This window comes from Acidiluteibacter sp. (assembly GCF_055129545.1).
In genome coordinates, this window is record NZ_JBSRUB010000004.1 from 14,972 (window position 1) to 41,963 (window position 26,992).

Here is a 26,992-nt window from a genome sequence, read left to right on the forward strand (position 1 = left end):
TAGTAGGGCGATGCTTTAACTACAAAAATGCGTTTGAAATCAATTGATTTTTCAATGCAAAAAGAACCAACCCCACTACATTTTTAGCTTCTGTTTTTTGAAACAAATTAGTTCGATGGCGCTCAACGGTCTTTAGGGAAATAAACAACTTTTCTGCTATCTCATGAGTGGTTAACTGCTCACAAATAAGAATCAGCACATCCACTTCTCTTGAAGTTAATCCTTGGTTAACTAACTCCTTCTGTGCTTTCACAGAAGCAATACTTTCGTGATAGGAATTCAGCACCAATTCTTCAAAATAAAAGCCTTCTTCGGCTACATGTCGAATGGTTTTTTCGAGCCTTGGAATGGTTGCATTTTTTGGTAAATAAGCTGAAGCGCCAATCTTTAACATTTCAAAAATTAACACATTGGAATAATGAGAACTCAATCCAATGATTTTAACTTCTGGTGTCTTTTTAGCGAGTATTTTAGTGAGTTCAATGCCATTAATATTGGGCATTTTCATATCCACCATAATGATATCAGGTCGATCTTCATTCTCTTCCAGCTCTTTAAGTAAATCTTCAGGAGCGGTAAAAGTCTTGAGCACTTCTACTCCTTCAAACTGGGTTAAAATACTTTGTAGTCCTTTAATAAAGAGTATTTCGTCGTCAACTAAGTATATTCTTATCATTCTGTTTTACTCAATGTTTGTGTAATGATAAATTTTAGACCCGGGGTCAGTTGTTCCATTTCAAGTGTAGCGTTTAGGATGCTCAATCTACTATTAATATTCTTAATTCCTAATCCTTTTCCCTTTAAAACTTGCGTTTTCTTTCCAATTCCGTTGTCGTTATAAATCAATTGAAAACCATCCACTCCTTTCTTTAACGCGATTGATATTTTGGTACAATTGGCATATTTTATTGAATTATTCACCAACTCTTGAACAATTCTATAAATGTGTATAGACGACTCCAATTGAAAATCAGCATCTTTATAATCAACCTCTAGCAGGGTTTCTATTTGATTAGAACGATTGAGTTCTTTCAATTCATTTAGTGCGGTTACAATTCCAAAATTTTCCAAAACTACTGGAAATAAATCATGAGAAATCCGTCTAGTTTCGTCGATGGTTTTGTGCAATATTTCATTGATGGTCTGAAAAGATTCATCTTCATCTGCTGTTAGTTTTCCAGAAAAATGTGACAATTGAAAGTGGATGATATTGAGTTTTGATACAATTCCATCGTGCAATTCTGCTGATAAACGGTCTCGCTCCTTTTCTTGGGCAAAAATAGAATGTTCTAGTAAATCTTTGCGGTAGGTACTTGTTAGTTTTTCACGTTCCAATTGTTCATTTTGCACCTTATTCTTGGCTTTATTGATAAATATAATTAGCATGAGAACAATCGTTAACATACCAAACATGACCAATAGAATCAGCCCAACTAATGATTCGCTTTCCATAATTTAGATTTATAAAACTCAACGAAATAAAAAATTAATCCAATTATAAAAGCAGAAGAATTTACAATCATCAAAATCATCCTTCCTTCTATGGTAAATGCATCAGTGATACGAAGATTCCAAAAAGTGAAATAACAAATACCGACGACAGATAAAAACACGGTTCCAATGTTCAAATAATAATAGTGTTGCTTTGAAATGAGTTGATTCTTATATACTTCAATTAATCCCATTATTATTACCATTAACTTGAGTGCAAAATAGCCTAGGATGTTAAATTCAGTGACTGCATTTATGAAAATGGAACCATATAGCATAATCAATAATACAAGAATAGAGACCCCTTTAACTAAGCTTTTATAATTGTCTGGATAAAAGAGTACAAAAAAACAAGACATTAATAACCATTCTATATAATTAAAATAATGCCATAAGAATACATTATGGATTCTGAACTGTCCCAAAACGAAACCAGAAAAATTTACAGAGGCCAATAAAAACAGAAATATTGAAAATATCTTTAATGGCTTTGACAATTTCCTATAATTGGCTAAATACATAATTGACAGTATAAATGAAACTATATGTCCTAAATACCTCAATATTTTATATGTGGTCATCCAAAAAAAGAGTTATCAACTATCTATTTAGATAGTTAAAGTAAGTAGCATTAGGGTGAAGATGGGAATACTCCATCCTGAAATTTTATGAAATATTCCCTATTGAAATGTCTGTTTAATTACAAAGTACACTTGTTTCATCACAAATATCAGGACAAACTGTAGTAAAATCATACACATAATATCCTTCGCTGTAATTGATCAAATCAACACCAGCTTCATCCACACCTACAAGTAAAAGGTGTTTCCCACCTTCGGCATCGTTTCCAATGTAAACACGAATATTACAACATCCCTTACTGATGATTTGGGTCAAGTCATCCATTGGGATTAAGAATCCTTTGAAAAAGTCGGTACCTAATTTCTCTTCGCCTAGTGTTCTCCAGCTTGCGGCATAGTCAATTGCTTGCTGCTCAGGCAAGGCATTCTCTGGTAATTCATTTGTTGGGTTACTCATATCTAAATTTTAATGGTTTGTATTAGTGTGGACTAATATCGCACTTTTTAGATACAGTAGAAAAAAAAAGAAGGTTTTTATAAAAAAATTAAGGAAAAGTTAAAGTAGAAATTTAAGCCGCTTTTAGTAACGTTTTCATAACTACTACATCAGTAAGGTAACCTTCATATTTTTCTGGAATGATTTGTTCGGCTTGGAGTTGAGAAATACTACGTTTTTCTTTTACATAGATTTTAAAACAAAGTTGACTTGTATACTCTCCTGCCACTTCTTTTAATCCAATAGATACACATAAAACACCTGGGAGATGCATCATGTCATGAAGAATCTTTGTTCTGAACTGCATTAAATCTTCTCGCTTATATTGTTCAGGCTGAATATTCATGGGATTTCAAATTTAAAGGGTTAGCACTTTAGGAAAAGATGAAAAGCTGAACTACTACACTACTAGTTGGGCAACTCTTAAACCCATTTTCAACTTTTCATCTTTTCAATCCCTCATCTAATAAATTAGCTTGAAAGGTAAAGTGTGTTACACAGTTTAACCATAACAAATATGAGTCTAAATGCAGGATTGGTCAATGAGAGAAAACCCCCATTTTAGTATTAGGTGTATTTATATAGGTATTTCACTCAAGTGAAAATGGGAATTTTTACATCCCAAATAATTGTGATTCTTAATAGTGTATTCTTAAGCTGAGGATAGTAAATAACCTACTCCACAGCAGAAATACGTGCTATTTTTTCCAAATGTAATTGATTGTGATTCTTGAATTACCCTTGATTTGACGATTGATTGCATTGATTATACTATAAAACAGAATATAAAATCCCATAAAACTATAATTTAGAGATTTTTATATTTAATGCCTTAATCGTTTTATTCCTTAACAACAGGAGCACAACTCATTATCAAAAGATTAATTAAAATTTAGCACAAGGAACTATAAACTTTCGCTTTCTTCTCTTTTTCCTTTTGCTAGCTGTTTCATAGATTAAAGAAATTTCGTGTGCTCCTCCAGAAGCTGAAACTAATCTAGAAATAGTAATATCATAACTATACCCAATCTTAATATCCCCAGCTTTATACCCCAGTAAAAGAACCATTGCATCATTATTGGCATAGCCCTCATAACTTTTAAAGCCTTGAAGCCCTCTGTACCAAGCCCCAAAAAAGATATTGTACTTTTCATAATACCCTCCGAGGTCAAGCTGATCCCAATCTTGTTGACTTTTATAATGAAACAATAATCTAAAAGTGGTGGGGCTTGAGACCACCCCTTTTTCTTCAATTTTAAAATTCCATCCGCCATGAAGAGAGAAATTTATTGGCAACCCACTTTCAAAACCAACTAGTGCATAATTGGGTCTATTAATATGATTAACAGCAATCCCCAACCAATATTTTTCGGAGTGTGACAAAAGAACTCCTGAAGAAATATCCGCATAATTAATTCCATCTTGCAAACTTTCTATAGATGTAGGAGCTCCACCTCTTGCAATTTGATCACCAAATACCAATTTAGAATAATCTACTTTTCTAAACGTATAACTAAACCTCATTCCTGCTCGCAAAGAAACTTGTCGACTTAGTGGAATATAATAAGCGTAAGAAAGTCCCACATTTGTAAAACTCAATCCTCCGCTACCTGCCTTATCTCTAGTAAATAGCAGCCCAAACCCACTATTGGCTTTCTCTAGATTGTAATCAAATGCCGCAGTATTTGACACAAATGCTCCGGGGATACTGGGCCATTGATTTCTATAGGTTGTTGCAAGTCGATACTCTGTTGTATTCCCCGTAAGAGCAGGATTTAAATAAAGGGAGTTGGCATAGAATTGAGAAAATTGAGGGTCTTGCCCGAATGAGTAAAACGCATTGGAAAGCCCTACAATCAGGAAAAAATAATATAAAATGTACTTGTATAGCAGCTTTCCCATCTATCTCAACAGAGTTATATCCCCCACTTTTTTAGTATTCGACCCATCTATCCATGTAATTTCAACCTTATAAACATACACATCCTGTTGCAGTAATCGATTGTGATAATATCCATCCCATCCAATATTAACGTCGTCTGAAATAAAAATTAACTCTCCCCATCGGTTAAATATGCTCATTCTAAATTCCCTTACGTATTCTGCATACACAAAAAATACATCGTTGTTGAGTTGATTAATATTGTAAGTTCCTCCATTAGACCCGCCTGAATTTGGCGTAAAAGCAGTTGGTATTTTAAGGTCGAAGGTTGGCTCCACAATCACTTCTTTACTAATTGAATCAATGCAACCAAAACTATTCCTAGCAATTAATTTAACCACATATCTCCCTGTATCCTGATAAGTTATCATTGTGTCATTGATACTTGTATACAAGCTATCAAAAAATGCCCACCGAATCGAATTTGCTCCAGTTGAAGTATTCGTAAAATTAATCCTAGGAAACTCTAATTTCGTAAGGTATCGAGATGCATTAAAATTGGCAATTGGAGTAGGATTCACATTCACTTGAATCCCACCATTAGAGACGCTTTCACACCCTTTATTATTGGTTATTTTAACGTTAACACTATAGTTTCCAGCAGTTGTATAAGTATGGGTTATTGGCATGGTTCGTTTAAGTGAAGTTCCATCCCCAAAGCTTACTTCATACGTATAGTCGCGATTGGGTATATTAAGTGTATCATTAACAGTAATTGTCAATGGAGCGCAGCCTGACTCTGCTCGAACAGTAGGATTCAATTTTGGATTTGGATTCACCTGAATTAAAATCGAATCTGTTTTTTCTACTCCACATATATCTTTTACAGAGAAAGTATAGAATCTGCTCACTTGGGGCCTTACTGTAAAAGGTCCTAGTCCATTACCTAACCCTTTCCAGAGATAGGTGTAAGTTGGAAAATCTCCTTGATGATTGGCGAGTACAGTCGATTCTTCGCCTTCACAAATATCTCCACCAGAAGTAAGGGTAAGAACATCATTCCCCAAATCTCGAATACTCACGGTGACACTGTCAAGATCAATACACCCTTTACTATCTGTCGCAGTGACTAAATAGGTCGTATTTTGCGGCGGACTCACTCGTTTGCTTGTCCCCAAACCTAAGCCGGCACTCCAGCTAAAAGTATAAGCTGGGTTTCCCCCACTTCCACTTGCTAATAATTGAATAGTGTCGTTAACACAAATGGTATCGGAAGCAGACAAATTCAACTTAAATTCAGAGGGCTGAGAAATAGAAAAAGTGGAGTCTAATTGACATCCATTAAAGTCGGTTAATGTCACAGAGTAACTTCCTACTTGTAAATTAGTAGCGTTAGAAGTGGTCATTCCTCCTGTCCATAAATAGGAATAAGGCAATTGTCCACCGGTTGCAGTGATTAAAATTGCTCCATCGTTTCCACCAAAACAACTCACATTTGTGATCGCTGCGTTCAATTGAATCGTATCTGGTTGTGTAATGATCACACTCACAGTATCTATACAACCCTTACTATCAGTAATTGTAACGACATACCTTCCGGCAGATAAATTCACTTCGTTTGAATCGGTATTTGTTGATGTCCACAAATAAGTATAAGGTGCGGTTCCGCCTGTTGCCATCGCTTTTGCGGTTCCATCATTCCCTCCAAAACAGCTGACATTAGTGGAATTTAAAATAGAAGCTACCAATAAAGTGGGTTGAGAAATGGTCACACTCGCAGTATCCACACAGCCTTTGTTATCAGTCACTGTAACGACATACCTTCCTGCGGATAAATTCACTTCATTTGAATCGGTATTGGTCGAAGGCCATAGATACGTATACGGAGCGGTTCCACCGGTTGCTATCGTTCTTGCCGTTCCATCATTTCCGCCAAAACAACTCACCTGACTTGAGTCCACTATTTTTGCGACTAGTAATGTGGGCTCGGTAATGGTAACGCTTGCAGAATCGATACAGCCCTTGTTGTCAGTTACCGTAACCACATATGTTCCTGCCGCCAAATTCACTTCGTTTGAATCGGTATTATTTGATGGCCATAGATACGTATAAGGAGCTGTTCCGCCTGTTGCTATCGTTCTTGCAGTTCCATCGTTCCCACCAAAACAGCTCACCTGACTTGAATCCACTATTGTTGCAACTAGTAATGTCGGTTCGGTGATGGTCACACTTGCAGTATCGATACAGCCTTTATTATCAGTTACCGTAACGACATACCTTCCTGCCGCCAAATTCACTTCATTGGAGTCGGTATTCATCGATGGCCATAGATACGTATAAGGTGCGGTTCCGCCTGATCCCTTGGCGTTTGCGACTCCATCATTCCCACCAAAACAACTCACATTGGTAAAGTTTAAAATTGAAGCTTCTAATAAGGTTGGTTCGGTTATAGTCACACTTGCAGTATCTACACAACCCTTATTGTCGGTAATTGTGACCACATAAGTGCCCGCGGATAAATTCACTTCGTTGGAATCGGTATTGGTTGATGGCCATAGATACGTATAAGGTGCAGTTCCCCCTGTTGCTATTGTTCTTGCCGTTCCATCGTTCCCACCAAAACAGCTCACCTGACTAGAATCCACTATTGTTGCGACTAGTAAAGTGGGTTCGGTGATGGTCACACGCGCAGAATCGATACAGCCTTTGTTGTCAGTTACCGTAACCACATATGTTCCTGCCGCCAAATTCACTTCATTTGAATCGGTATTGGTCGATGGCCATAGATACGTATAAGGTGCGGTTCCGCCGGTTGCAATCGTTCTTGCCGTTCCATCGTTCCCACCAAAACAGCTCACCTGACTAGAATCTACTATTGTTGCGACTAGTAAAGTAGGTTCGGTGATGGTGACACTTGCTGTATCCACACAGCCTTTATTGTCAGTTACCGTAACCACATATGTTCCGGCAGATAAATTCACTTCGCTTGAATCGGTATTGGTCGATGGCCACAAATAAGTGTATGGTGCGGTTCCGCCTGTTGCGATTGTTCTTGCAGTTCCATCATTCCCACCAAAACAGCTCACATTAGTAGATTCCACGATTGTGGCGACTAGTAATGTCGGTTCGGTGATGGTCACACTTGCAGTATCGATACAGCCTTTATTGTCAGTCACTGTAACGACATAGGTTCCTGCCGCCAAATTCACTTCGTTTGAATCGGTATTGGTCGATGGCCATAGATACGTATAAGGTGCGGTTCCACCTGTTGCTATTGTTCTTGCCCTTCCATCATTTCCACCAAAACAACTCACCTGACTAGAGTCCACTATTGTTGCAACTAATAAAGTGGGTTCGGTTATGGTCACACTTGTAGTATCGATACAGCCTTTGTTATCGGTAATTGTAACGACATACCTTCCTGCTGCCAAATTCACTTCGTTTGAATCGGTATTGGTCGATGACCACAAATAACTGTAAGGTGCTGTTCCGCCAGTTGCTATCGTTCTTGCCGTTCCATCATTCCCACCAAGACAACTCACCTGACTAGAATCTACTATTGTTGCGACTAGTAAAGTGGGTTCAGTTATGGTCACACTTGCAGAATCGATACAGCCTTTGTTATCGGTAATTGTAACGACATATCTTCCTGCCGCCAAGTTCACTTCGTTTGAATCGGTATTCGTTGATGGCCATAGATACGTATAAGGAGCGGTTCCGCCGGTTGCAATCGTTCTTGCCCTTCCATCATTTCCACCAAAACAACTCACCTGACTAGAATCCACGATTGTGGCGACTAGTAATGTCGGTTCGGTTATGATCACACGCGCAGAATCGATACAGCCTTTATTGTCTGTAATCGTTACCACATATGTTCCTGCCGCCAGATTCACTTCATTTGAATCCGTATTTAAAGATGGCCATAAATAAGTGTATGGTGCGGTTCCACCTGTTGCCATGGCTGTTGCCGTTCCATCATTTCCGCCAAAACAGCTGACGTTAGTGGAATCTAATATAGAAGCCACTAGCAATGTGGGTTCAGTGATGGTCACACTCGCAGAATCGATACAGCCTTTAGTGTCAGTCACTGTAACGACATAGGTTCCTGCCGCCAAATTTACTTCGTTTGAATCGGTATTGGTCGATGGCCACAAATAAGTGTATGGTGCGGTTCCGCCTGTTGCTATCGTTCTTGCCGTTCCATCATTTCCACCAAAACAACTCACCTGACTAGATTCCACGATTGTTGCAACTAATAAAGTGGGTTCTGTGATGGTCACACTTGCAGTATCGATACAGCCTTTGTTATCGGTAATTGTAACGACATATCTTCCTGCCGCCAAGTTCACTTCGTTTGAATCGGTATTGGTCGATGGCCACAAATACGTATAAGGAGCTGTTCCACCTGAAGCTATCGTTCTTGATGTTCCATCACTTCCTCCAAAACAACTTACCTGACTAGAATCCACAATTGTAGCGACTAGTAAAGTAGGTTCGGTGATAGTGACACTTGCAGAATCGATACAGCCTTTGTTGTCAGTTACCGTAACCACATATGTTCCAGCCGCCAAATTCACTTCATTTGAATCAGTATTGGTTGATGGCCATAAATAAGTATAAGGAGCGGTTCCGCCGGTTGCGATCGTTCTTGCTGTTCCATCATTTCCACCAAAACAACTTACCTGACTAGAATCCACGATTGTTGCGACTAATAAAGTAGGTTCGGTTATGGTCACACTCGCAGAATCGATACAACCTTTAGTGTCAGTAATTGTTACCACGTATGTTCCTGCTGATAAATTCACTTCATTTGAATCGGAATTGGTCGATGGCCACAAATAAGTGTAAGGTGCGGTTCCGCCTGTTGCCATGGCTGTTGCTGTTCCATCATTTCCACCAAAACAACTCACATTGGTCGAATCCAATATGGAAGCTACCAATAAGTTTGGTTCAGTAATCGTCACAGTGCGAATAGAATCACATCCTATGGAATTAGTAATTGTAATAGAATAAGTTCCTGCAATTAAACCTCGAGCTGTATCACCTGTTTGAATCCCAGTGTTTGTATTCCAACTATAAGAGTAAGGTGAATTTGCACCTGTTGTATTTACAGCGGCTTTTCCGTCAGCTAATCCATTGCAACTTACATTGAATGAATTCAACGTAATTGCACCTACAAATGCCGGAATGGTAATTCTGACCTCATCCGTATCTGGTGTGCAAATTCCAATGCTCGAAGAAATCAACTGTAAATCAACAAATCCAGCACTTATCTCAGCAGGAGTCGCATCATAAGTTGGATTTAAAACATTTCGACTCGGATCAAATACTCCATTCCCTCCTATCCATCGACCATCATTACTGATAGAAACAGAACCATTTAAAAGCGTTGGAAAATCTTCTTTACAGACGATTTGATCTATTCCAGCATTCGCTTCAGGAGTTGGTTGCAGGATTATTGCTACACTATCAGTTGATGCACAACCATTGGTGTCAGTAACTTCTACGAAATAAGTCGTGTTAACTATTGGCGATACATCAGGATTCGCGACCGTTGCATTGGAAATGTCTGTGGTTGGAGTCCAACTATAAGTAGCATTTAATGGCCCGGTAGGTGCTCCACCAATGGTAACTGTTTGACCCACACAAATATTCTTGTTGGTACCAGCATCCACTATTGGTAAATCGTTCACATTAACCGTAACTTCCGAAGTATCAAAACAACCATTGGTTGAAGTCACAGTTAATTTATAGGTTTGGGTAGAAACCGGAAATGCCTTTGGATTGGAAATGCTTGTACTACTTAATCCGACTGCAGGCTGCCAAGTATAGGTAACCCCTGCTGTGGTAGAAGTTGGACTGCCGCCAATAGTAACGGTGTCACCGATACAGATGGTTTGTTCTGCACCTGCGTCAATCACAGGCAACGGTTTAACAAAAACCGTCATGGTATCAATATTGGTACATCCATTTGTATTGGTCACCAAAACAGTATAAACGGTGGTATCGCTTGGCGAAGCATTAGGATTCGATATAGTTGGATTTGACAAACCACTGATTGGAGTCCAACTATAGGTAACGTTTAAAGTGGAAGAAGTTGGACTGCCTCCTATCTGAATTGAGTCCTTCAAACAAATAATTTGATCTGGTCCTGCCTCCGCAAATGGAACATCAGGAGTTACTGTTTTCGAAACAGTATCAACACATCCTTTTGTGGTGGTGGTTATTAACTGAACCGTATAGGTTCCGGGCAAAGTGTATGTATGACTCGGGTTTTTTAAAGCACTGGTGTCTCCATCTCCAAAATCCCAAGCAAAAATTGAAATGCTATCTGGAACAACAGTAGTTGCATTGGTGAATGGAATTGTTAAATCGCTACAAGGAGTAGTAAATGTAAAGTCAGCTAACGGATCAGGATATTTAAATCGAATTCCTTGCGTATTTGAAGTAGAGAATGGACAATCGCCACTGTTACTTCCCAATTGAATTCGATAGGTAACCGTATCTGTACACACATTAAACGTATCGCAATAGCTTAATAAATTAGTGGAATCGTACAACACAAAACCACTTCCAATTGGATATTCTTTAAAGATTAAATAATTGGTATCGCTAGTGGATACCGCTGTATTTAGTCCTGTCCAATTAATACTAATACATGTATCATTTAAAATGGGATTAATGTAAAAAGTTGAAATGGTATCTGCTGGAAGAATGGTCCATCCTGCTTGACAGCCTGACCTCACTTTAACAATGTAATGCTTCCCATTGTTATTGGCTCCCGCACCAATATGTGTATAGTTGGTGACGGTCGAATCAAAAATACTATCTAGCAAAGTGTAAGGTCCATTTCTGAAGTCAGAGACGTAAATCATAAATGCCGAAAATGCCTCATCAGGATCATGAATTCCATCCCAATCAATGGTTACATCTCCATTGGTAAAAACGTTTGCACAGTTAATGGGTGGATTTTCTACCAAGGAATCAGCTAGTATAGTAATGGTATAGGTCGCAATTGTTTGCCCTGCTGCCGGACAAAAGTCATCAAATGCTCGAATAATAAATTGATAGGAATTTGCGGTTGCAAAACAGATTGGAGTTGTATTTTGAATGTGATCACAAGTCGTTTCCCAATAGAAGTCAGTCGTATACCTACCAATTCCTGTATCTGGTAATGGAGAAGTTAAAATAGCACACGGTGGATTCAAGCAACCTGCATTGGGATTGGTAAAGTTGGTCCCAAACTGCTGACCACTAGCAAAAACAAAAATGGAATCCACATTGGGGTTGTCTGCTCGAATCGAATCCAAGATGCTAATTCTAAATCGGACGGTATCCCCAACTTTCACCGTATCTCTATAGCTATTGTTTGCCAATTTAGAAATGATTGGAGGCTCATTAGACGAACAACCGGAGGCAATAACGGTCTGTAATTCTCGAAAGATTTCCGCCACCTTCTCTCCACATTTGTAAGCAGTTACCTTGATTACTGAAACATATTCCCCTTCAGTAAATGAGGTAAAAGTAATTTCTCCTGTTTCAGGATCTAACACTGCTGCCTCATTCAATGCATTTTGAGTAACTCCTGGATATGGAGAATCAAAACTATATCCATCTGCTCCTTTAAAAGGAATTTCCGGTGGATTTGTACCTTTAACAAAAACGCCTCCAATGCGGCAAGGACTAGTTCCACACGCATTCCCCTCTAAAGGTTTTGCCCATTCATAAGAAAGGGAATCTAAGTTATTATCGAAAGCACTGTGGTTATAAGTAAATCGCTCTCCTGCACAGATAATGGTGGATGGCTTCTGGTAAAAATTAGGTGATGAATCAAAACATAAGTTCGCGTTTTGTCCAAAGTAAGGAAACATAATTGCTCTTAATGTAATCCCGTAGTTACTCGCATTATTAATATTATCAATAGCTGCATTTCGGTTACCAGAGGTCCATGTAAATGCCCAACCATTTGCAGGTGGCACGCCATTTAAGGTGATGGGTGCACTTTTCAACACATACTCTTCAATCGCTCCCGCAATGTCGGGATCACTAACCGATAAGGTGGCACATGGACTTCCTTCACAAGAAGGAGTAATGTCTATCACACTAAAAAAACTGACTGGAATTAAAGTTCTGTCTCCTGTATTCGGATAGTTATGGGCTTCTAGTGCAAGATTATTAGTACTGTATGAAACCCCATTACAATCTCGATACACTTTCAGCGTAAAAACATATTGTCCATTATTTAGACATTCCCAAGTAATTTCTCCTCCCATGATGTGGGTGGCAAATACTGAGGTTCCAAAAAATAAGGAGACAAAGAAGAACGTTATTTTAAGGAATAGCCTTTTCATAAACTACGTCTTTAGAGTTTTAGTTTATACTTACGAATTCCCAGTATTTTGGATTGCTTAAAAAATGACTTTTAAAAGTATTTTCTTTGATGCAACCATCGGGTATATTTTTACTGAAGCAAAGACCTATTCTATTGATAGAATGGCTCTTCCACAAGGAGTATTTATTTCCTGCTAAGTGTGTATTGAGCGTTGAAGGAATCATCCCACATTGCGCAACGTCTTCTGAAATATAATATTTGATCCATGATAAGTGTAGTATTCGTTTTATTGTCGATTTCAAGAGAATGGGGAATTGGTTTAATTAATTATTTAGAGTTGTATTTTTTACGAAGATAAGGAGAAAAGGTTAGCCCATTTTAGCATTAAAAGTAAATACTATTATCGTAACTAATCAAAGCCAACCCCTTACCTAGCTTTAAAACTTAAATATTTTTTTTAGTAGATTAAATTCCATTCTTCCAAAAGGAAAATAGAACGCTCTTTATCCAATGATAACTAGATAAACCACTTTTATTTATCAAGGAATTGAATGTAAATAACTTTGAATTGACAGTTTGTCTCCTAAAGAACTAACTAAAACAAATACCACTAAAAGTATAGTTCGACTCAAAATTGATTTGCTTAAAAATGGCCCCTTCAATAAATTAATGAGCGCTGATTAACAATATTGCCTAAAGTAAATCCAAATCAGTATTCATTTCACTTTTGTAATGAGTTGGATGAGAATGATCTCAACGATCTCATTAGTGAAATCGATAATCTAAACTAAATAAAATATTGTTCCTATATTTACAGACTGAACGGACGGTCAGTAATTGAACTATTTTTTTATGGAAAAAAAAGAACACCTATTAGAAATTGCAACTAGATTATTTTCTGAGAGAGGATATGAAAACACTCCCCTATCAATGATATGCGAGAAAGCGAATGTTTCCAAAGGACTTATTTCACATCATTTTAAATCTAAGGATGGTTTACTAAGGGAAATATTCCAAAGAACAACCGACTTGATAGTGGAAATGAACAATATCGATCAAGTCAATCTATCTGCTAAAGAAAGATTAATCCAACTCTTGGAGTCCTTTTTTTTACAACTAAAAGCGGATAAGCTGTTCTTCCAATTTAATTTAAATATAATCGTTCAGCCAAGTACACGAAGTATTCTAAAAGACTTGATTGACGAAAGGTCAACTTTTATCCTGAATGCAACTCGTAACATTTTTAATGAGTTTGATCCTGAGAATTCACTGGTAAAAAGTCATCTATTCATTGCTGAACTTGATGGCATTGCAATTAGCTACTTAACTGTTTATAAGGATTTTCCAATAGAACAGATAAAACAAAAGATTATTCAAAAATATACTCAAATATGATCTTTAACAAAACAGAGGCTTCAAACCTCATTAGCGAACTTAGGGCAAAACTATATCTAAAGCTTAAGGCTCCAATAGATGCTATGTGGGAACAGCTTTATATTGCATCGTCGCAACATTATCTTATAGAAAGTAATAATCACACTTATGGGTACTGTTGTATAAATGACGAGAAAAGTCTAGTCCAATTATTCCTTATCGATGAGTATAACCCTAAAATGGAAAATGTAGTTATTGAGCTAATAAATTCTAACCTCATAACTTCTGCTATTATAAGCACTAATGAGCCCACTTTATTTAACTGGTGTTTAGCCTTATCAAATAGCATTAAAGTGAATACATACTGTTTTGAACATACTAATACATATAAGGAAATTGATTCTAATTTAAATATGGAGTTAGTAACAGCTGAAAGTATTCCACAAATTAAAATGTTCCTTAAAGATCAAGTTGGTATGAACGATACCTTTGGTTATACTGAAAACCTTGTTTCAAGAAAAGAAATCTACATGCTTAAACAAGCTGATGTAATTATTGCAACCAGCGAGTGCAGAATGAGTGATTCACAGCCGGAGATTGCTGATTTAGGAATTATCGTAAACCGAGATTTTCAGGGAAAAGGTATTGCCACACAAGTAATGCAAAAGCAGGTAAACCGAGTTTTAAAAGCTAAAAGAAAGCCTATTTGTTCAACTACATTAGATAATGTTGCTGCTAGAAAAGCTATTGAAAAGTCAGGTTTTTACTGTACAAATATCATATTTGACATCTGTTTTTAGGTAAATAACTTGTCATACATCATAAATAATATCACTAAGATAAAACAAATGAATATTACCACGATTATTAGAATAGAAGCAACCATGAGTTCAATAGGAGCTGTCGGTTTATTGATGTGGTGGTTTTCAATGCCAATTTTTCTCCCAATTGCTGATGCAACGGAACATTTTCAGAATTTAATCCTTGATAGCAACTGGGTTTTTGTAAATGTAATCGGGTTATGTTCTGTCTTATTATTGACTTTGGGTTTCCCCGGCTTCTACCTAAAGAACTATGAGAAGTTTAATAAATTAGGTTTTTACGGACTTACCATTGCTTCGATAGGACTTATTTTATTTACTAGCATTCAATATTATGAAACCCTATTGTGGCCTGCAGCTGCTAAAATCAATCCGGAGCTACTTCAAATTAAAGGAGCTTTAGTAGGTGGTGATCTAGGAGTTGTGGTTGGATTAATTTCTTCCGGTGCATTTTTGGGAATTGGATATATTCTTTTTGGTATTTCTGCACTGCAAACAAATTCATATCCAAAGATTCCATTATGGTTTCTTATTATTGGAGCACCGGTATTTGGAAACGGTATAGCATTCCCAATAAGGACAATTGGATTGCTATCATTTTGCACTGGAACTATATGGTTATCAATAAGTATTAAAAGAAATGAATAAATTTATTCGACTCTGTAATCAACTTTCGACACTTGACAATGCGGCAAGTGACGAACTGTTTGATAAACTCAAAACAAAAACTTTTCAAAAAGGAGACTACCTATTGAATGATGGGAATGTATGCAGATACTTATACTTTATTGACAAAGGACTTACAAAAACTTTTTTTTACAGAGACGGCAAAGAATTTATCATGCGGTTCTTTCCAGAAAATATGATGTTTACAGTGGTTGACAGTTTTATCACTCAAACTCCATCAACTTTTACGATTGTGGCATTAGAGCCCACCACAGTTACCTGTATTCGTCAAGACGAATTGGAAGAGCTTTGTAAAAAGCATCATTGCATCGAAACATTTTACAGAAAGCTTGTTTCTTTCGCTTCAATAAATATGACGAAACGAATAAGCGAGTTGCTTGAAGAAAATGCATCGGAGCGCTACAATCATTTTGTAAAAGAAAATAATTCTCTTCTGCAACGCATCAGTTTGGGTGACTTGGCTTCCTACATTGGCATCACTCAAGTTTCTTTAAGCAGAATTAGAGCAAAGAAGTAATTTTTTATCATTTGATAAATGTTGGCTCATTAATAAGTTGGTGCTTTGCACAAATAAATCAACAAAACTGCCATGGACTTTAAGGACCAACTAAACATTAGCGATGACCGAAAAATTACCCAACGAGACATGGTAATTGCCTCTATAATAACAATTATTATGGGCTCTTTTTTTACATATCTATCACACGGAAAATCACTATTAGTAACATTTCTACCAGGGCTTGCATGTGCATGGAGCATTTACCTATTAATGTTCGTAAAGAAAATTTCGCTTCCACAAACTGAGAAATTTACACCTATATTTTTAATTGCTTTAGCAGCACAGTTTTTACACTTTGCTGAAGAACATGGAACAGGTTTTATTTCATTCTTTGGAATTCATTACGGAGGCGCTCCATACGATGACAATATTTTTACATGGTTCAACATGGCTTCGTATGCTATTTTCACATTAGGCTATGTTTTCGGAATGTATTTTGGCAAGCGTTTTTTGTTGGTCCCTGCTTTCTTTTTTATATGCGCAGGTGTTTTAGGAAATGCTATTTGGCATGTAGTGTGGTTTTTTGAAACTGGACAATATCAACCAGGTTTTTACACTGCATTGCTTTATCTGATAATTGCTCCCTATTTATTATATAAATTACTAGGTGAAAAAAAATACGTCGTGATTGTGATTGTTGCTTTTATATCAGTACTTGTTCCATTATTACTGACTTTTTCTATTAAGTAACATGATCAAAACTATAAACGACGCAGCAAAGAAGGTAAATCAACTAAGACAAACTGACTTCAAATATTGTCAGAAAAGATGCTGATGAACAGCACGGCAGCAGGTGACAGGATCTATCATATGTTTAGTAACATTTATATTGAAAGATTAGAAAGTATTAATTGCAAAAAATATAATGAAAATGATGCTTAAAATATGGACACAACTATCTGTAGGAATTTTATTACTCCTCCTTTGTGATTTATCCTTTGGACAAGGTACTGTAGAAGCTGAATTTGACACCACCTTTCATTATCAATTCAAATCATTGAAGGACAAGAACAATAAAAAGATTCTAATCGATCAATCTCATAATACTATTTATTCGCTCTCCTATGGGCAGGAGACGGCTCGTGAAATGTTAGATATTATGAAAAAAGATGGGTTTGATGTGAAATTTACAGATCAAACATTAGATTCAGTAAATCTAAATTCTACCAAACCAGATATGCTTATTTTACATGGTATGCCCAATGATAAAATTGTATTGGGTAGCGGAGACAAAAAAGAAATTATCTATAAATCACCTTTAAGTGATATAGAGGTTATGGACATTACTAAGTATGTATATAATGGAGGGAGTCTATTTTTATTTTTAAGTCATTTTCCCGGAGGTAGCGGTGCTTTACCTCTTTTAGAAGCATTTAGTGTTAAATTTAGAGATGGTTATGCTTATCACCCAAATTACCCAGGTCATGATGGCAGTTTATGCAGTCACTTTATAATGACACCAGAAAATGAATTATTGAATGTAAATCATCCAGTTATAGCATCAAGACTTTCAAACGAATATTTGCCAGACAGTATAAAGTTTTTATGTGGAGCAGCTATTTTTAGAAATCCAGAAGACAACATATTACCCTTTCCAAAGAATACAATAAATTTCACTCCTACTCAAGATGGAAGTATAGATATTGAAGAAACATCTGACTCCTATGCAGGAATGATTGGTTTTAATTTTGGTGCTGGAAGAGTTATCGTTTGCACAGATCAAGGGATTTTTAGAAGTCTCGATTTAATTATAGATGGAGAAAAAATTCCAGTAACGATACATGATCCCGATTGTGATAATGCCGCTTTGTTTTTAAACTCAGTAAGATGGTTGACTAAGTTGCAATAAAAACTTTATCCTATGAAAATAAAAAATAGATCCCTCCTACTTGTATTGGTTTTATTAGCAATTAATCCAATTTCTGCCCAGTCAAGTGATGACAAATATCAAGAGATTCTGGATAAAGCCCACGAGAATGGCTTACCTGCCATTGTAGTATCAGTAAAGCCTGCAAACGAAAGTGCATGGATTGGTAAAGCCGGTGTCAGTAATTTAGAAAGTTCTAGCCCACTTGATATTGATCAAAGTTTTCGTTTGGCGAGTATTTCAAAGATATTTACCTCAGTAGTTGTTTTACAATTAATTGATGAAGACAGAATAATACTCTCTGACCCCATTTCAAAATACATTGATCCATCTATTTTACGAAAAATACCTTACGCCGACGAAATCACCATCCTACAACTCTTAAGTCATAGCAGTGGAATTTACAGTTTTACTGAAAACAATAGTTTCTGGAAAGAATGTTATTTAAATGGAGGAATGTCAAGAATCTGGCAACCACATGAATTGATTAGTTATGTGGAAAATAAAAAACCAATTCATAAACCAATGGTACCTTATTCTGAGAAGTATTACTCCAACACCAATTATATTTTGTTAGGAATGATTATCGAAAAGGTAACTGGAAATTCATTGGTAAACGAGTATCAGAAGCGCATTTTTAGCCCTTTAAAGATGGATCATACTTTTTTAGAAGGTTATGACAATCAAGATAGAAAACCAATTGAAAGCTATGCCGTTCCAAATACTTTTTTCCTAAAGTCTGCTATGAAAAAGAAAGACTTTAAAAAAGTTGGAAATTCTGAATTGATTAATTTAAGTAAAGAGTATAACCTATTCAATAGTTGGGCTTGGGCTGCCGGTGGTATTTCTTCTAATGTTAGTGACCTTTCAATATTCTTATCCGCTTTGAGAAAAGGAGAATTATTAAACGAAGAAACTCAGAAAGTACTCATGCAATTAAACTCTTCTGTAGACAATGGCATTACCTTTTTTGGGGGAACTGGTGGTTCTGATGGAATTCAGGCTACTATGCTGCATATCATGCCAAGCGATATCGATATTATTATCTTAATTAATTCCACTGGAAGTAAGGAGGTAAATTTAAGTTCGGTATTTATTGAGCTATACAAAAGGGCTACAAACTAATATATTCCATTAAATTCTAAATTATTACGAATTAAAATTCTAGATTAATCATGGCACATAAATTATCGTTCAATAGACTATTTCTTATCACATTCATCATCTTTGCAAGTACAACTTATGCTCAGAAGAGTGTTTCTTTTGCTGATAGCACTGCCATTTGCAAGAAAGTAAGCAATGAGTATTTTGAAGCTTATTTTAATCTTGATTTTGATTCCATGCTAAATATAATGCATGATAGCATTTCTTTTCAAGACCCGACTGCAAGGTTTGTTTTTGGAGGGAAAAAAATTGAAGGGAAATACAAGGTTTATGAAAATTTCAAACAGTCATATGCCTCAATACTCGAAATGAAACAAGAGCCGTTAAGAACAATATTTTCAAGTAATACCGGCATTTTTGAAATCAATCTGACCTGGAAGTTTAAAAACAGCCCCGAGAAAATAATTTCCATAGAAATGCCGCTTATCGTAATCTTAACAGTAAAAAATGGGAAAGTTATCGAACATAGAGATTATGGTGACTACAACTATTTTATTGACCAATATAACCACCAATTAAGTCAAGGGAATTAACCCTAATACCATTAATACAATTGGACAAAATGAATAAACAGAAAGTATTATTAGGCTTAATTCTTTTTGGATTAGGGTTAATTGGAGTTTTATCCATTCTAACCATGGACATTCCTCTTCCTCCAGAAGCAGAAGCAATCTTAAAAGAACGATTTACTCCTCAACAAATAAAGTTATTGACCTTAATCAATCCAACAATAATGCTGATTGTTGCTGTAACCGTAGGAAGCATTCTTTATCAAAAGGCAAATTTGAAAGTGCCACTAATTGAATGGACGCTAGGTAATAAAGATAACCATTCAGCCTTTTCTAATCTCTTGATTTATGGGATTCTGGGAGGTATTTTAGCAGGAGCAATTTTATGTCTTATTACTCTACTATTTTACCCGATACTACCCTCGGAATTTTTGGATTTAGAAGAATCACTAAAACCGACTTTAGCAGTCCGATTTTTATATGGTGGGCTAACCGAAGAAATTCTTATGCGATTTGGCCTAATGACTTTGATCGTTTGGCTAACCTCCAAAATAATTAAGCGAAATAATCCAATTGTATATTGGTTTGGGATTATAGTAGCTGCACTAATCTTTGCATTGGGGCATTTTCCAGTCGCTTTTCAAGCTGTTGAAAACCCATCATCGGGATTATTGGCTTACATTCTAATCGGTAACACAATTGGCGGACTAATCTTTGGTTGGCTGTATTGGAAAAAAGGATTAGAAAGTGCTTTTTTGGCCCATATATTTGCTCATGTAATTATGGTAATGGCAGAACCAATGATAAATTAAAAAACTAAATAGGTAGTTATCAATTACAGCAGGTTCTTCAAACGCAATTTTCGTTCGAATTTAGCAATACTCATAGACTGTCGTACTTTTTTAATTTTACGAAGTTTTGTTCTATCATCTACCCATTTTTGATAGTTTACTTCCTTCATTAAAAGGCGTCTAATTTTATACTTCACGCTTCTTAATTTTCGATTATTTCTAGTTATATTCCCTATTACTTGATCTTCATCTACAAATAATACATTCTCACTACATAAATCCAACGCCATCATTTTTCCATAATAAATTGAATTCATTTTGGTGCCAAATGAATTCCAATCGTTCAATAAATCGCCAGTGATAATAAATTTTGTACCTTTTTCTTGTTGCGGCAAACCGCGAAAACACTCAAAACCTTTATCGATTAGCACCAGAAGCGTATCACTTTCATATGCTCCCTTCAATATCCTATTCACCTTCACTCTTGTAGCTGTATATCCATTTTTAAAAGTGTCTAGAGTTATTACATCTATTACTTCAACTTCAATTATATTCGACCCAACCGAATGCATAAATTTATCAGGTCCCGTGCAAGAACAAGCCACCGCTTGCAGTTGAATGAGCAACCCAAAAAAGAGCACCAATAGGGAATGAACTACTCTCATTAATCTGAAGGTATATTAAAATAAAAAGGCATATTGGTATAACATTCACGTTTCCTTCCATATCGATCTTCAGCAGCTTCCCATGGTGGTAAACTAAAGGCTTTATCTCGAGCCAAACTATCCAAAAGAGGATGCACGCCATACAAGATCTCCACATCACTTATTACTCCATTTTCATTGATTAGCAATTTAGTAATCACCGTTCCTTTAATTCCTTGATCAGCTAATGGATTTTCATTTTTCCCCATAAAGTATTCCATTTCTTTGCCCGAATAAGGATATTTTGCTCTTTGATACAACACCTCGCAAGCTTGAATAGGAAGTACCGCTATGTTCTCATCAGGCACAGGTTCTATTTGAGGTTCTATCTCTTCATCCATTTTACAATCTAGGCTCATCCTTCCACATCTCTCAAAAGCAGCAATTAATTCATTGCTATTGATTTTGGCTAAAAGACTTTGCGAATCAACAGTAGGGACATACCTCTGATTCGAGACAACTAATTGGTAGGTTTCTGCAAATTCTCTGAGATATGGATTTATCGTTTCCGTTTTTCTGCCTGGTACATTGACGAAACTCAAACCGCAATAGCTAGTTTGTATGTTGGCAAATTGGTTGACCGGTTTTATGGACTGTATACTACTGTAATTCAATACCCAACCTTTGGGGGCTTTTTTTAAATAATACCTATCGTGTTTATAGCTTGAAAAATCAACCACTGTCACCCAGCCGTCATCTTCACGAAATAACTTGAGTTGATCCCCTTTTTTAATTCCGTAATGATCCCCTTTTATGCTTTCATTCACGATGATGTAGAAATAAGTTTGATCCTGACTTTTAAAATTAGCATCTACGACTACATCTGCTTCAAATAAGTTTCTTAATTCAGGGTGCTCAATCTCTTCTGCATAAGAAGATAGATTTAATAGAAAAGCAATTAGCACTACAAAATGTTTCATAACCTAAAATTACGTTTTTACAAAAAGGATAAAGTCTCTTTTTTGACCAATGGACTTAAATCATTCTAAAAGGTAGGTCAAGTCTTATTCTGTAAATACGTTCGCAACTAAAGATTTGGAATTTTAAAACAGGGTGTATCTAATCATGTCCTCACGATCCTGATACACATATTTTACGGTTCGGTTAGGTAGCCCATCAAATGTAGTAAAACGTTGGACATCCGCAATGTATTGATTGGTATCAGACAACGATTGTCCCTTCAAATCTGCAAGAGAATGAAATAGTATGCTAAAAAAAAGGAGTACAATGTGTTGTTTAATGCCCAAGTTGTTGGTTTATGAGAATTGACGAAAGTAAGGCAATTATACTTAGCTTCTTGCTGAATTTCTAATTTTGAATAGGAACTCCCTAAAATGAAAGTTTAAAACAGATGAATACTATATGTAAAAGCATATAAAAATGAAGATAAACTCATTTTTATATCTAAATGCATATATTTTGAAATAAATAATTACTTTTATATTCAAATGCATATAAAATGAACAAACTTACAGAGTTCGTAAAAGCCAAAAGAAAACAATTGGGCATCACCCAAGAGGAATTTGCAGAGAAAGCTGGAGTGGCCTTAACTGTCATTCGAAAAATAGAACAAGGGAAAGATAACCTAAGTGTATCTAAGGTAAACCAAGTGCTACTGCTTTTTGGCCATGTGTTAGGACCAATAAATGAAAACGATGAGACAGGGAATAGTTAAATACAACAACCAAATAGCCGGAACCTTGACTGAGGAAGATAATGGGGCGTACACATTTGAATACGACGAACACTATGCCTTAGAACATCCCAATCAGTTGATAACCTTTGAAATGCCAGTAACAAACCGTCCCTATAAGAGCAAAAGACTTTTCCCATTTTTTGATGGATTAATTCCTGAAGGCTGGTTGCTAAACATTGCAGCAGAAAGCTGGAAAATAAATAAAAATGATAGAATGGGATTGCTGTTAGCCTGCTGTCAAAACGCAATAGGTGCAGTAAGTGTTCACCCAATAAAAGAAAAAGCCAATGGATAAGTGTTTGTACTGTTACAAAGAATTGGATGACAAATCTGAAGGTGATTACCACCTAAAATGCATTAAAGCATTTTATGGAACCAAGCATGCTCCTGCTCTACCCTATCAGTTTTCTGAATTGGAACAATTGGCAAAAAATGCAGCAGAATTGTCCATAACGGTTCCTGGTGTGCAGCCCAAACTATCTTTAGGCTGGGTGAAAACCGAAATCAAAAATGGACACCAAGGCCGCTTAACCATTCTAGACGCATTGGATGGAAACTACATCTTGAAACCACAAAATACCGATTATGACCAGATGCCAGAGAACGAACACCTTTCTATGAAGTTAGCTTCCTTGTTTAAAATAGATACCGTTCCTGCAAATATGATTCGTTTAGCATCCGGAGAGTTGTGCTACATTACCAAACGAATAGACCGCAATAAAGACCATTCAAAAAATCACATGATTGATTTTTTGCAAATTTTAGAGCTAGAAGATAAATACAAAGGCAGCATGGAGGCAGTTGGGAAAACAATTGGTGACCTTTCAGTAAATACCCTATTGGACAAGCTCCGTTTCTTTGAATTGACCCTATTTAATTATGTGATTGGAAACAATGACATGCACTTGAAAAATTTTTCAATGATTCTTTCCGATATCGGATGGACATTTGCTCCTGCCTACGATTTGTTAAATGTAAAATTGATTTTACCAAAAGACAAAGACGACACCGCTCTATTGCTTGGTGGCAAGAAACAAAATTTTAATAAAAGCTATTTTGACCGTTTTGGACAAGGTCTAAAATTGAATGACAAACAAATCAACACCGTCTACAAAAAATTAAACAAATGGCTTCCTGAAGCCACTCAATTAATAGACAGCTCCTTTTTAGATGAAAAGCACAAAGTCAGCTATAAAAAATTAATAAGTAAACGAGTGGGATTGATTGATGGGTAAGGAAATGAGGGCTATTTTACTCTAAACGAAAAGTTAGGCCACGTAAAAATTAATAACCCTCTAAAAATATTTGAGCATTCTGAGATTCTATTTTTTCAGCTATAATTTCCGATTCTTCAGAACTAATTAAATTGAAGATTGACTCCGCATCTTTTAATTGTTTGTAGATTCTATATTCTTCGGAAGTTTTCGAAGTAGGCTCATCAGAGATTAAAAAGAACTGGTTGTTCTTATGATCGACAGCCTTTATCGTTTTTAGATGTGCGATTACACTTATGTAAGTATTAAGCTCTTTGTGTAAAGTAGTTGTAGTTTTGGTAAGTGGTAATGTTTTCGCACCTATAAAGGCACCATTCTTACCTATACAATCTATTTTAAAGGCACTCAATAGCGTAGGCGCAAATCTCGAATCTAACTCAATATTGGTATGTACTTTTTTAGCTACTCGAGTAATTAACTTTGAATTTACCCTATTGTAAAATTGAACTTCTTTCTCCGTGTTTTTTTCTTTTTGGATGGGTTCTATTTGATCTACCAATAAATGAAAAAGCTGATTAAATTTCACTACATTAATGCTATCATAAATTGCTTTAGGAGCAGTAAAGCCTAATATACCATTACTATACTTCGAAAGGTATTCAAAGTAGTTTTCTGATATAGGTTGATTGATATTAAAAAATACGTGCTCTTGATTCTTGTTTTGGTTATTTACTTTTTGAAGATTAGCAGCTATTTCCTTCACTAATAAGTCTATCTGTTTAGAATCGGTTTTCATTAATGATTTTGCAACTCTCTTTTTTAAATCAGAAAATTGAAAATGAAATGAATGGCCATCAAAAACGATTAATCCAATGATAATAGAATCTTGGGTAAAAGAATTGGGCGATATTTTTACAAGGCTATAGAAAGAATTCATTTTTTTATGTCTTTAATAATGGAACAAAAAAGTTGGAAAACTAGTTTATTTCTGTTTTCGTTGAATAAAAAATGGCCTAAAGCTTAATCATTGGTCTTGTCTATCTGAATTTCCGGAGGAAAAAATTGAGAGATTTCCGGAAATTTACTTTTGCATTGTGCTATGCAAAGATAACTATTTCAGCAGTAATTTCTAAAAAACCAACTACAATTCCATCTTAATAGAGCTATTCAATTTAGCAACTGGCTTTTTAAAAGCATTCACCATTTTGGGAGCCATTTCTATTAAAAAATCAATCATTCTTAGCCAATCTTGCCAATCCCTACTCTAATACAATATACATATGATTTTAAGCGATAATTAAAGGTAAGCCAACAGTTAATTAATCCAAATCAAAGACCTGATCTGTCGTTAATTTTTCGCTAACGTTAATGGTTGGTAAAGGATAGTGGTTGTATTCTGTTTTTTCTGTTTTAGCATGCAAAATTCCACGAGTAGTGCCCACACTTATAATCGCTAAATGCTGTAGAAACCCTTTTGAAACTTTAAACTTTTTACCAGGCTTTATAAAACTAGCCCAAGCTGCTTGTTCAATTTGAAATTCACACTTCACCTCTATTACCATAGCAACTTGACCATTTTGCAAATAATTAATATTTACAAAACAACCAATCATGTTGGTGTTAGCATCTATTCCGAAATTGATGTCAATGTTCAAACTTAGTTCTGAAACATTCTCTAACTCTTTAATGAGAATTGCAAACTGCTCTGTATTTATATTGGCTAAATAAAAGCCAACTTTTTTATTAGTAGGCATATTTTTTATTTTTTTCCCAAACTCCTTGCTGATTCAATTGAATCACTTTGGGCTCGTTGTGAGTAATTTTGGAGTAGTGTCCTACCGTATGAACCGCTCGAATAGCCTGATGAAAGCTAAATTTGATTTCTACTTTAATTTCTTGCGTCTCTTTTACGCCTACCTGAATTAGTTCAATGCCAAGTGCAGCCTCAATTTTTGAAATGGTTTCGAAGGTGAAATTTTCTTTTCCTTTTACCCATTTGTTTACTTGCTGAGGAGAAACTTGCATCAATTCGGCTAACCCTTTTTGGGTCATCTTTTTTGACTTCAGGTTTTGTAGGATTATTAGCGCAACAGCCTGAGCGTTTTTCAACCATCTCTGGTTTTCTGCCCTCCAAGTTATAGCGTCTAACGAACTCTTGTCGTTATCGCTTACTAAAGCTAAAAATTTTTCTTTATTGGTCAGTTTCATATGGTATTACTCGTTATCTTCTAGTAAGAACTCATAGAACGAATCGGAATCAAATACGTCCTGTTCCTTTAAAAAACTGCGACATCTTTCTAATTTATTCAGCTCGTCTTGAGTGTGCGTTCTGTCTTTTATTAAATGAGTAAACTTTATCGTTCCTCCTGTAATAACAAAACACTCCGTATCTATTTTTAAGGCATATAGTCGAAAATAGGTTTTTCTTCCCTTCTTCCTAGAAAGTTCACCTTCGTGATATTCTTGATTGTTGAGTGGTTTAAAAAAACCTCCGAGGGTTGCTTTTCCTTTACTACTTTGGTATAATATATCATTGATTTCATCTGCACTTTGAATTAGTTTTTGAGGTAATTCATTGATATTTTCATTGTCAGGCACATCAGATTTATGTTCTTCTACAAATTCTATGAGGTAGCTCGGATCTGTCCATTTTCCATCTTCTCCTAGAAGTTTTGCGAATTCGTTTTCTACCTCTTCATTGAAATGAAAGGCAAACAAATTCTCCGCAAATATAGACACTATCTTCACAAAATCAACCTACAGGTTTATTTTTAACTAAAACTTAACAAGATTAAGGATTAACTACCAACTTATATGGCTTATG

The 26,992-nt window shown here is 35.9% G+C and carries 26 protein-coding genes; 12 read left to right on the plus strand and 14 right to left on the minus strand.

What is annotated here, in order from left to right:
* Nucleotides 1-19 precede the first annotated feature (19 nt).
* The 7 genes from ACTB0X_RS01395 to ACTB0X_RS01425 form a co-directional block, all read right to left on the minus strand.
* Nucleotides 20-676, minus strand: coding sequence for a response regulator transcription factor (locus tag ACTB0X_RS01395; RefSeq protein WP_463023189.1), 657 nt, complete (start codon nucleotides 674-676; stop codon nucleotides 20-22).
* Complete coding sequence (locus ACTB0X_RS01400) at nucleotides 673-1,452, minus strand: sensor histidine kinase (protein ID WP_463023190.1); 780 nt, start codon at nucleotides 1,450-1,452, stop codon at nucleotides 673-675. Before ACTB0X_RS01400 ends, ACTB0X_RS01395 begins: the two co-directional genes overlap by 4 nt.
* The gene (locus ACTB0X_RS01405) at nucleotides 1,434-1,850 is read right to left on the minus strand and encodes a hypothetical protein (protein WP_463023191.1); all 417 of its coding nucleotides are present in this window, start codon (nucleotides 1,848-1,850) and stop codon (nucleotides 1,434-1,436) included. The genes ACTB0X_RS01400 and ACTB0X_RS01405 overlap by 19 nt, the downstream gene beginning before the upstream one ends.
* A 337-nt stretch (nucleotides 1,851-2,187) precedes the next feature.
* Nucleotides 2,188-2,529, minus strand: coding sequence for a hypothetical protein (locus tag ACTB0X_RS01410; protein ID WP_463023192.1), 342 nt, complete (start codon nucleotides 2,527-2,529; stop codon nucleotides 2,188-2,190).
* Nucleotides 2,530-2,641: 112 nt separating this feature from the next.
* Nucleotides 2,642-2,914: a hypothetical protein gene (locus ACTB0X_RS01415; protein ID WP_463023193.1), complete on the minus strand. Its 273-nt coding sequence runs from the start codon at nucleotides 2,912-2,914 to the stop codon at nucleotides 2,642-2,644.
* Between the two features lie 539 nt (nucleotides 2,915-3,453).
* Nucleotides 3,454-4,470 carry a PorP/SprF family type IX secretion system membrane protein gene (locus ACTB0X_RS01420; RefSeq protein WP_463023194.1) on the minus strand — a complete coding sequence of 339 codons (1,017 nt, stop codon included), beginning with the start codon at nucleotides 4,468-4,470 and terminating at the stop codon, nucleotides 3,454-3,456.
* Nucleotides 4,471-12,801: a PKD domain-containing protein gene (locus ACTB0X_RS01425; protein ID WP_463023195.1), complete on the minus strand. Its 8,331-nt coding sequence runs from the start codon at nucleotides 12,799-12,801 to the stop codon at nucleotides 4,471-4,473.
* An 833-nt stretch (nucleotides 12,802-13,634) separates the two neighbouring features.
* Between ACTB0X_RS01425 and ACTB0X_RS01430 the strand changes: the two genes are divergently transcribed.
* The 9 genes from ACTB0X_RS01430 (at nucleotide 13,635) to ACTB0X_RS01470 (ending at nucleotide 20,575) form a co-directional block, all read left to right on the plus strand.
* On the plus strand, nucleotides 13,635-14,177 hold the full coding sequence (locus ACTB0X_RS01430; protein WP_463023196.1) for a TetR/AcrR family transcriptional regulator: 543 nt from the start codon (nucleotides 13,635-13,637) through the stop codon (nucleotides 14,175-14,177).
* On the plus strand, nucleotides 14,174-14,956 hold the full coding sequence (locus ACTB0X_RS01435) for a GNAT family N-acetyltransferase (RefSeq protein WP_463023197.1): 783 nt from the start codon (nucleotides 14,174-14,176) through the stop codon (nucleotides 14,954-14,956). The genes ACTB0X_RS01430 and ACTB0X_RS01435 overlap by 4 nt, the downstream gene beginning before the upstream one ends.
* Nucleotides 14,957-15,004: 48 nt before the next feature.
* Nucleotides 15,005-15,625 (plus strand): hypothetical protein, encoded by a 621-nt coding sequence (locus ACTB0X_RS01440; protein ID WP_463023198.1) that lies wholly within the window; start codon nucleotides 15,005-15,007, stop codon nucleotides 15,623-15,625.
* The gene (locus ACTB0X_RS01445; protein ID WP_463023199.1) at nucleotides 15,618-16,181 is read left to right on the plus strand and encodes a Crp/Fnr family transcriptional regulator; all 564 of its coding nucleotides are present in this window, start codon (nucleotides 15,618-15,620) and stop codon (nucleotides 16,179-16,181) included. Before ACTB0X_RS01440 ends, ACTB0X_RS01445 begins: the two co-directional genes overlap by 8 nt.
* A 72-nt stretch (nucleotides 16,182-16,253) precedes the next feature.
* Nucleotides 16,254-16,913 (plus strand): hypothetical protein, encoded by a 660-nt coding sequence (locus ACTB0X_RS01450; protein WP_463023200.1) that lies wholly within the window; start codon nucleotides 16,254-16,256, stop codon nucleotides 16,911-16,913.
* 181 nt (nucleotides 16,914-17,094) lie between these two features.
* Complete coding sequence (locus tag ACTB0X_RS01455; RefSeq protein ID WP_463023201.1) at nucleotides 17,095-18,072, plus strand: motility-associated ABC transporter substrate-binding family protein; 978 nt, start codon at nucleotides 17,095-17,097, stop codon at nucleotides 18,070-18,072.
* A 12-nt stretch (nucleotides 18,073-18,084) separates the two neighbouring features.
* Nucleotides 18,085-19,215, plus strand: a complete 1,131-nt coding sequence (locus ACTB0X_RS01460; RefSeq protein ID WP_463023202.1) for a serine hydrolase domain-containing protein — start codon at nucleotides 18,085-18,087, stop codon at nucleotides 19,213-19,215.
* 50 nt (nucleotides 19,216-19,265) lie between these two features.
* Nucleotides 19,266-19,787 carry a nuclear transport factor 2 family protein gene (locus tag ACTB0X_RS01465; protein ID WP_463023203.1) on the plus strand — a complete coding sequence of 174 codons (522 nt, stop codon included), beginning with the start codon at nucleotides 19,266-19,268 and terminating at the stop codon, nucleotides 19,785-19,787.
* Between the two features lie 29 nt (nucleotides 19,788-19,816).
* Complete coding sequence (locus ACTB0X_RS01470) at nucleotides 19,817-20,575, plus strand: CPBP family intramembrane glutamic endopeptidase (protein ID WP_463023204.1); 759 nt, start codon at nucleotides 19,817-19,819, stop codon at nucleotides 20,573-20,575.
* Nucleotides 20,576-20,598: 23 nt separating this feature from the next.
* Here the strand turns inward: ACTB0X_RS01470 and ACTB0X_RS01475 are convergent, their stop codons facing one another.
* The 3 genes from ACTB0X_RS01475 to ACTB0X_RS01485 form a co-directional block, all read right to left on the minus strand.
* Nucleotides 20,599-21,219 (minus strand): hypothetical protein, encoded by a 621-nt coding sequence (locus tag ACTB0X_RS01475; protein WP_463023205.1) that lies wholly within the window; start codon nucleotides 21,217-21,219, stop codon nucleotides 20,599-20,601.
* Complete coding sequence (locus ACTB0X_RS01480; protein WP_463023206.1) at nucleotides 21,219-22,178, minus strand: energy transducer TonB; 960 nt, start codon at nucleotides 22,176-22,178, stop codon at nucleotides 21,219-21,221. The genes ACTB0X_RS01475 and ACTB0X_RS01480 overlap by 1 nt, the downstream gene beginning before the upstream one ends.
* Nucleotides 22,179-22,301: 123 nt before the next feature.
* Nucleotides 22,302-22,505, minus strand: coding sequence for a hypothetical protein (locus ACTB0X_RS01485; protein ID WP_463023207.1), 204 nt, complete (start codon nucleotides 22,503-22,505; stop codon nucleotides 22,302-22,304).
* 212 nt (nucleotides 22,506-22,717) lie between these two features.
* Between ACTB0X_RS01485 and ACTB0X_RS01490 the strand changes: the two genes are divergently transcribed.
* From ACTB0X_RS01490 to ACTB0X_RS01500, 3 genes are read left to right on the plus strand one after another with little or no spacing between them, the layout of a single operon-like run.
* Nucleotides 22,718-22,933, plus strand: coding sequence for a helix-turn-helix domain-containing protein (locus ACTB0X_RS01490; protein WP_463023208.1), 216 nt, complete (start codon nucleotides 22,718-22,720; stop codon nucleotides 22,931-22,933).
* Entirely contained in the window at nucleotides 22,914-23,249 is a 336-nt protein-coding gene (locus tag ACTB0X_RS01495) for a HipA N-terminal domain-containing protein (protein ID WP_463023209.1), read from the plus strand. The genes ACTB0X_RS01490 and ACTB0X_RS01495 overlap by 20 nt, the downstream gene beginning before the upstream one ends.
* Complete coding sequence (locus tag ACTB0X_RS01500; RefSeq protein ID WP_463023210.1) at nucleotides 23,242-24,189, plus strand: HipA domain-containing protein; 948 nt, start codon at nucleotides 23,242-23,244, stop codon at nucleotides 24,187-24,189. The genes ACTB0X_RS01495 and ACTB0X_RS01500 overlap by 8 nt, the downstream gene beginning before the upstream one ends.
* Nucleotides 24,190-24,238: 49 nt before the next feature.
* On the opposite strand, the gene ACTB0X_RS01505 is transcribed toward ACTB0X_RS01500, so the two are convergent.
* From ACTB0X_RS01505 to ACTB0X_RS01520, 4 genes are all read right to left on the minus strand, one after another.
* On the minus strand, nucleotides 24,239-25,105 hold the full coding sequence (locus tag ACTB0X_RS01505) for a hypothetical protein (RefSeq protein WP_463023211.1): 867 nt from the start codon (nucleotides 25,103-25,105) through the stop codon (nucleotides 24,239-24,241).
* A 382-nt stretch (nucleotides 25,106-25,487) separates the two neighbouring features.
* Nucleotides 25,488-25,922 (minus strand): hypothetical protein, encoded by a 435-nt coding sequence (locus ACTB0X_RS01510; RefSeq protein WP_463023212.1) that lies wholly within the window; start codon nucleotides 25,920-25,922, stop codon nucleotides 25,488-25,490.
* A complete protein-coding gene (locus tag ACTB0X_RS01515; protein WP_463023213.1) occupies nucleotides 25,912-26,376 on the minus strand; it encodes a helix-turn-helix domain-containing protein in 465 nt (154 codons plus the stop codon). Before ACTB0X_RS01515 ends, ACTB0X_RS01510 begins: the two co-directional genes overlap by 11 nt.
* Before the next feature lie 6 nt (nucleotides 26,377-26,382).
* Nucleotides 26,383-26,916 carry a hypothetical protein gene (locus tag ACTB0X_RS01520; protein ID WP_463023214.1) on the minus strand — a complete coding sequence of 178 codons (534 nt, stop codon included), beginning with the start codon at nucleotides 26,914-26,916 and terminating at the stop codon, nucleotides 26,383-26,385.
* Nucleotides 26,917-26,992 lie beyond the last annotated feature (76 nt).

What these genes read in the sequence shown, in the direction of transcription:
- ACTB0X_RS01505 (WP_463023211.1), bottom strand. Translation starts at nt 25,105, where the DNA reads ATGAATTCTTTCTATAGCCTTGTAAAAATATCGCCCAATTCTTTTACC.
- ACTB0X_RS01395 (WP_463023189.1), bottom strand. Translation starts at nt 676, where the DNA reads ATGATAAGAATATACTTAGTTGACGACGAAATACTCTTTATTAAAGGA.
- ACTB0X_RS01400 (WP_463023190.1), bottom strand. Translation starts at nt 1,452, where the DNA reads ATGGAAAGCGAATCATTAGTTGGGCTGATTCTATTGGTCATGTTTGGT.
- ACTB0X_RS01475 (WP_463023205.1), bottom strand. Translation starts at nt 21,219, where the DNA reads ATGAGAGTAGTTCATTCCCTATTGGTGCTCTTTTTTGGGTTGCTCATT.
- ACTB0X_RS01430 (WP_463023196.1), top strand. Translation starts at nt 13,635, where the DNA reads ATGGAAAAAAAAGAACACCTATTAGAAATTGCAACTAGATTATTTTCT.
- ACTB0X_RS01460 (WP_463023202.1), top strand. Translation starts at nt 18,085, where the DNA reads ATGAAAATAAAAAATAGATCCCTCCTACTTGTATTGGTTTTATTAGCA.
- ACTB0X_RS01480 (WP_463023206.1), bottom strand. Translation starts at nt 22,178, where the DNA reads ATGAAACATTTTGTAGTGCTAATTGCTTTTCTATTAAATCTATCTTCT.
- ACTB0X_RS01435 (WP_463023197.1), top strand. Translation starts at nt 14,174, where the DNA reads ATGATCTTTAACAAAACAGAGGCTTCAAACCTCATTAGCGAACTTAGG.
- ACTB0X_RS01420 (WP_463023194.1), bottom strand. Translation starts at nt 4,470, where the DNA reads ATGGGAAAGCTGCTATACAAGTACATTTTATATTATTTTTTCCTGATT.
- ACTB0X_RS01465 (WP_463023203.1), top strand. Translation starts at nt 19,266, where the DNA reads ATGGCACATAAATTATCGTTCAATAGACTATTTCTTATCACATTCATC.
- ACTB0X_RS01445 (WP_463023199.1), top strand. Translation starts at nt 15,618, where the DNA reads ATGAATAAATTTATTCGACTCTGTAATCAACTTTCGACACTTGACAAT.
- ACTB0X_RS01415 (WP_463023193.1), bottom strand. Translation starts at nt 2,914, where the DNA reads ATGAATATTCAGCCTGAACAATATAAGCGAGAAGATTTAATGCAGTTC.
- ACTB0X_RS01500 (WP_463023210.1), top strand. Translation starts at nt 23,242, where the DNA reads ATGGATAAGTGTTTGTACTGTTACAAAGAATTGGATGACAAATCTGAA.
- ACTB0X_RS01455 (WP_463023201.1), top strand. Translation starts at nt 17,095, where the DNA reads ATGATGCTTAAAATATGGACACAACTATCTGTAGGAATTTTATTACTC.
- ACTB0X_RS01470 (WP_463023204.1), top strand. Translation starts at nt 19,817, where the DNA reads ATGAATAAACAGAAAGTATTATTAGGCTTAATTCTTTTTGGATTAGGG.
- ACTB0X_RS01510 (WP_463023212.1), bottom strand. Translation starts at nt 25,922, where the DNA reads ATGCCTACTAATAAAAAAGTTGGCTTTTATTTAGCCAATATAAATACA.
- ACTB0X_RS01410 (WP_463023192.1), bottom strand. Translation starts at nt 2,529, where the DNA reads ATGAGTAACCCAACAAATGAATTACCAGAGAATGCCTTGCCTGAGCAG.
- ACTB0X_RS01495 (WP_463023209.1), top strand. Translation starts at nt 22,914, where the DNA reads ATGAGACAGGGAATAGTTAAATACAACAACCAAATAGCCGGAACCTTG.
- ACTB0X_RS01515 (WP_463023213.1), bottom strand. Translation starts at nt 26,376, where the DNA reads ATGAAACTGACCAATAAAGAAAAATTTTTAGCTTTAGTAAGCGATAAC.
- ACTB0X_RS01450 (WP_463023200.1), top strand. Translation starts at nt 16,254, where the DNA reads ATGGACTTTAAGGACCAACTAAACATTAGCGATGACCGAAAAATTACC.
- ACTB0X_RS01490 (WP_463023208.1), top strand. Translation starts at nt 22,718, where the DNA reads ATGAACAAACTTACAGAGTTCGTAAAAGCCAAAAGAAAACAATTGGGC.
- ACTB0X_RS01440 (WP_463023198.1), top strand. Translation starts at nt 15,005, where the DNA reads ATGAATATTACCACGATTATTAGAATAGAAGCAACCATGAGTTCAATA.
- ACTB0X_RS01425 (WP_463023195.1), bottom strand. Translation starts at nt 12,801, where the DNA reads ATGAAAAGGCTATTCCTTAAAATAACGTTCTTCTTTGTCTCCTTATTT.
- ACTB0X_RS01405 (WP_463023191.1), bottom strand. Translation starts at nt 1,850, where the DNA reads ATGTCTTGTTTTTTTGTACTCTTTTATCCAGACAATTATAAAAGCTTA.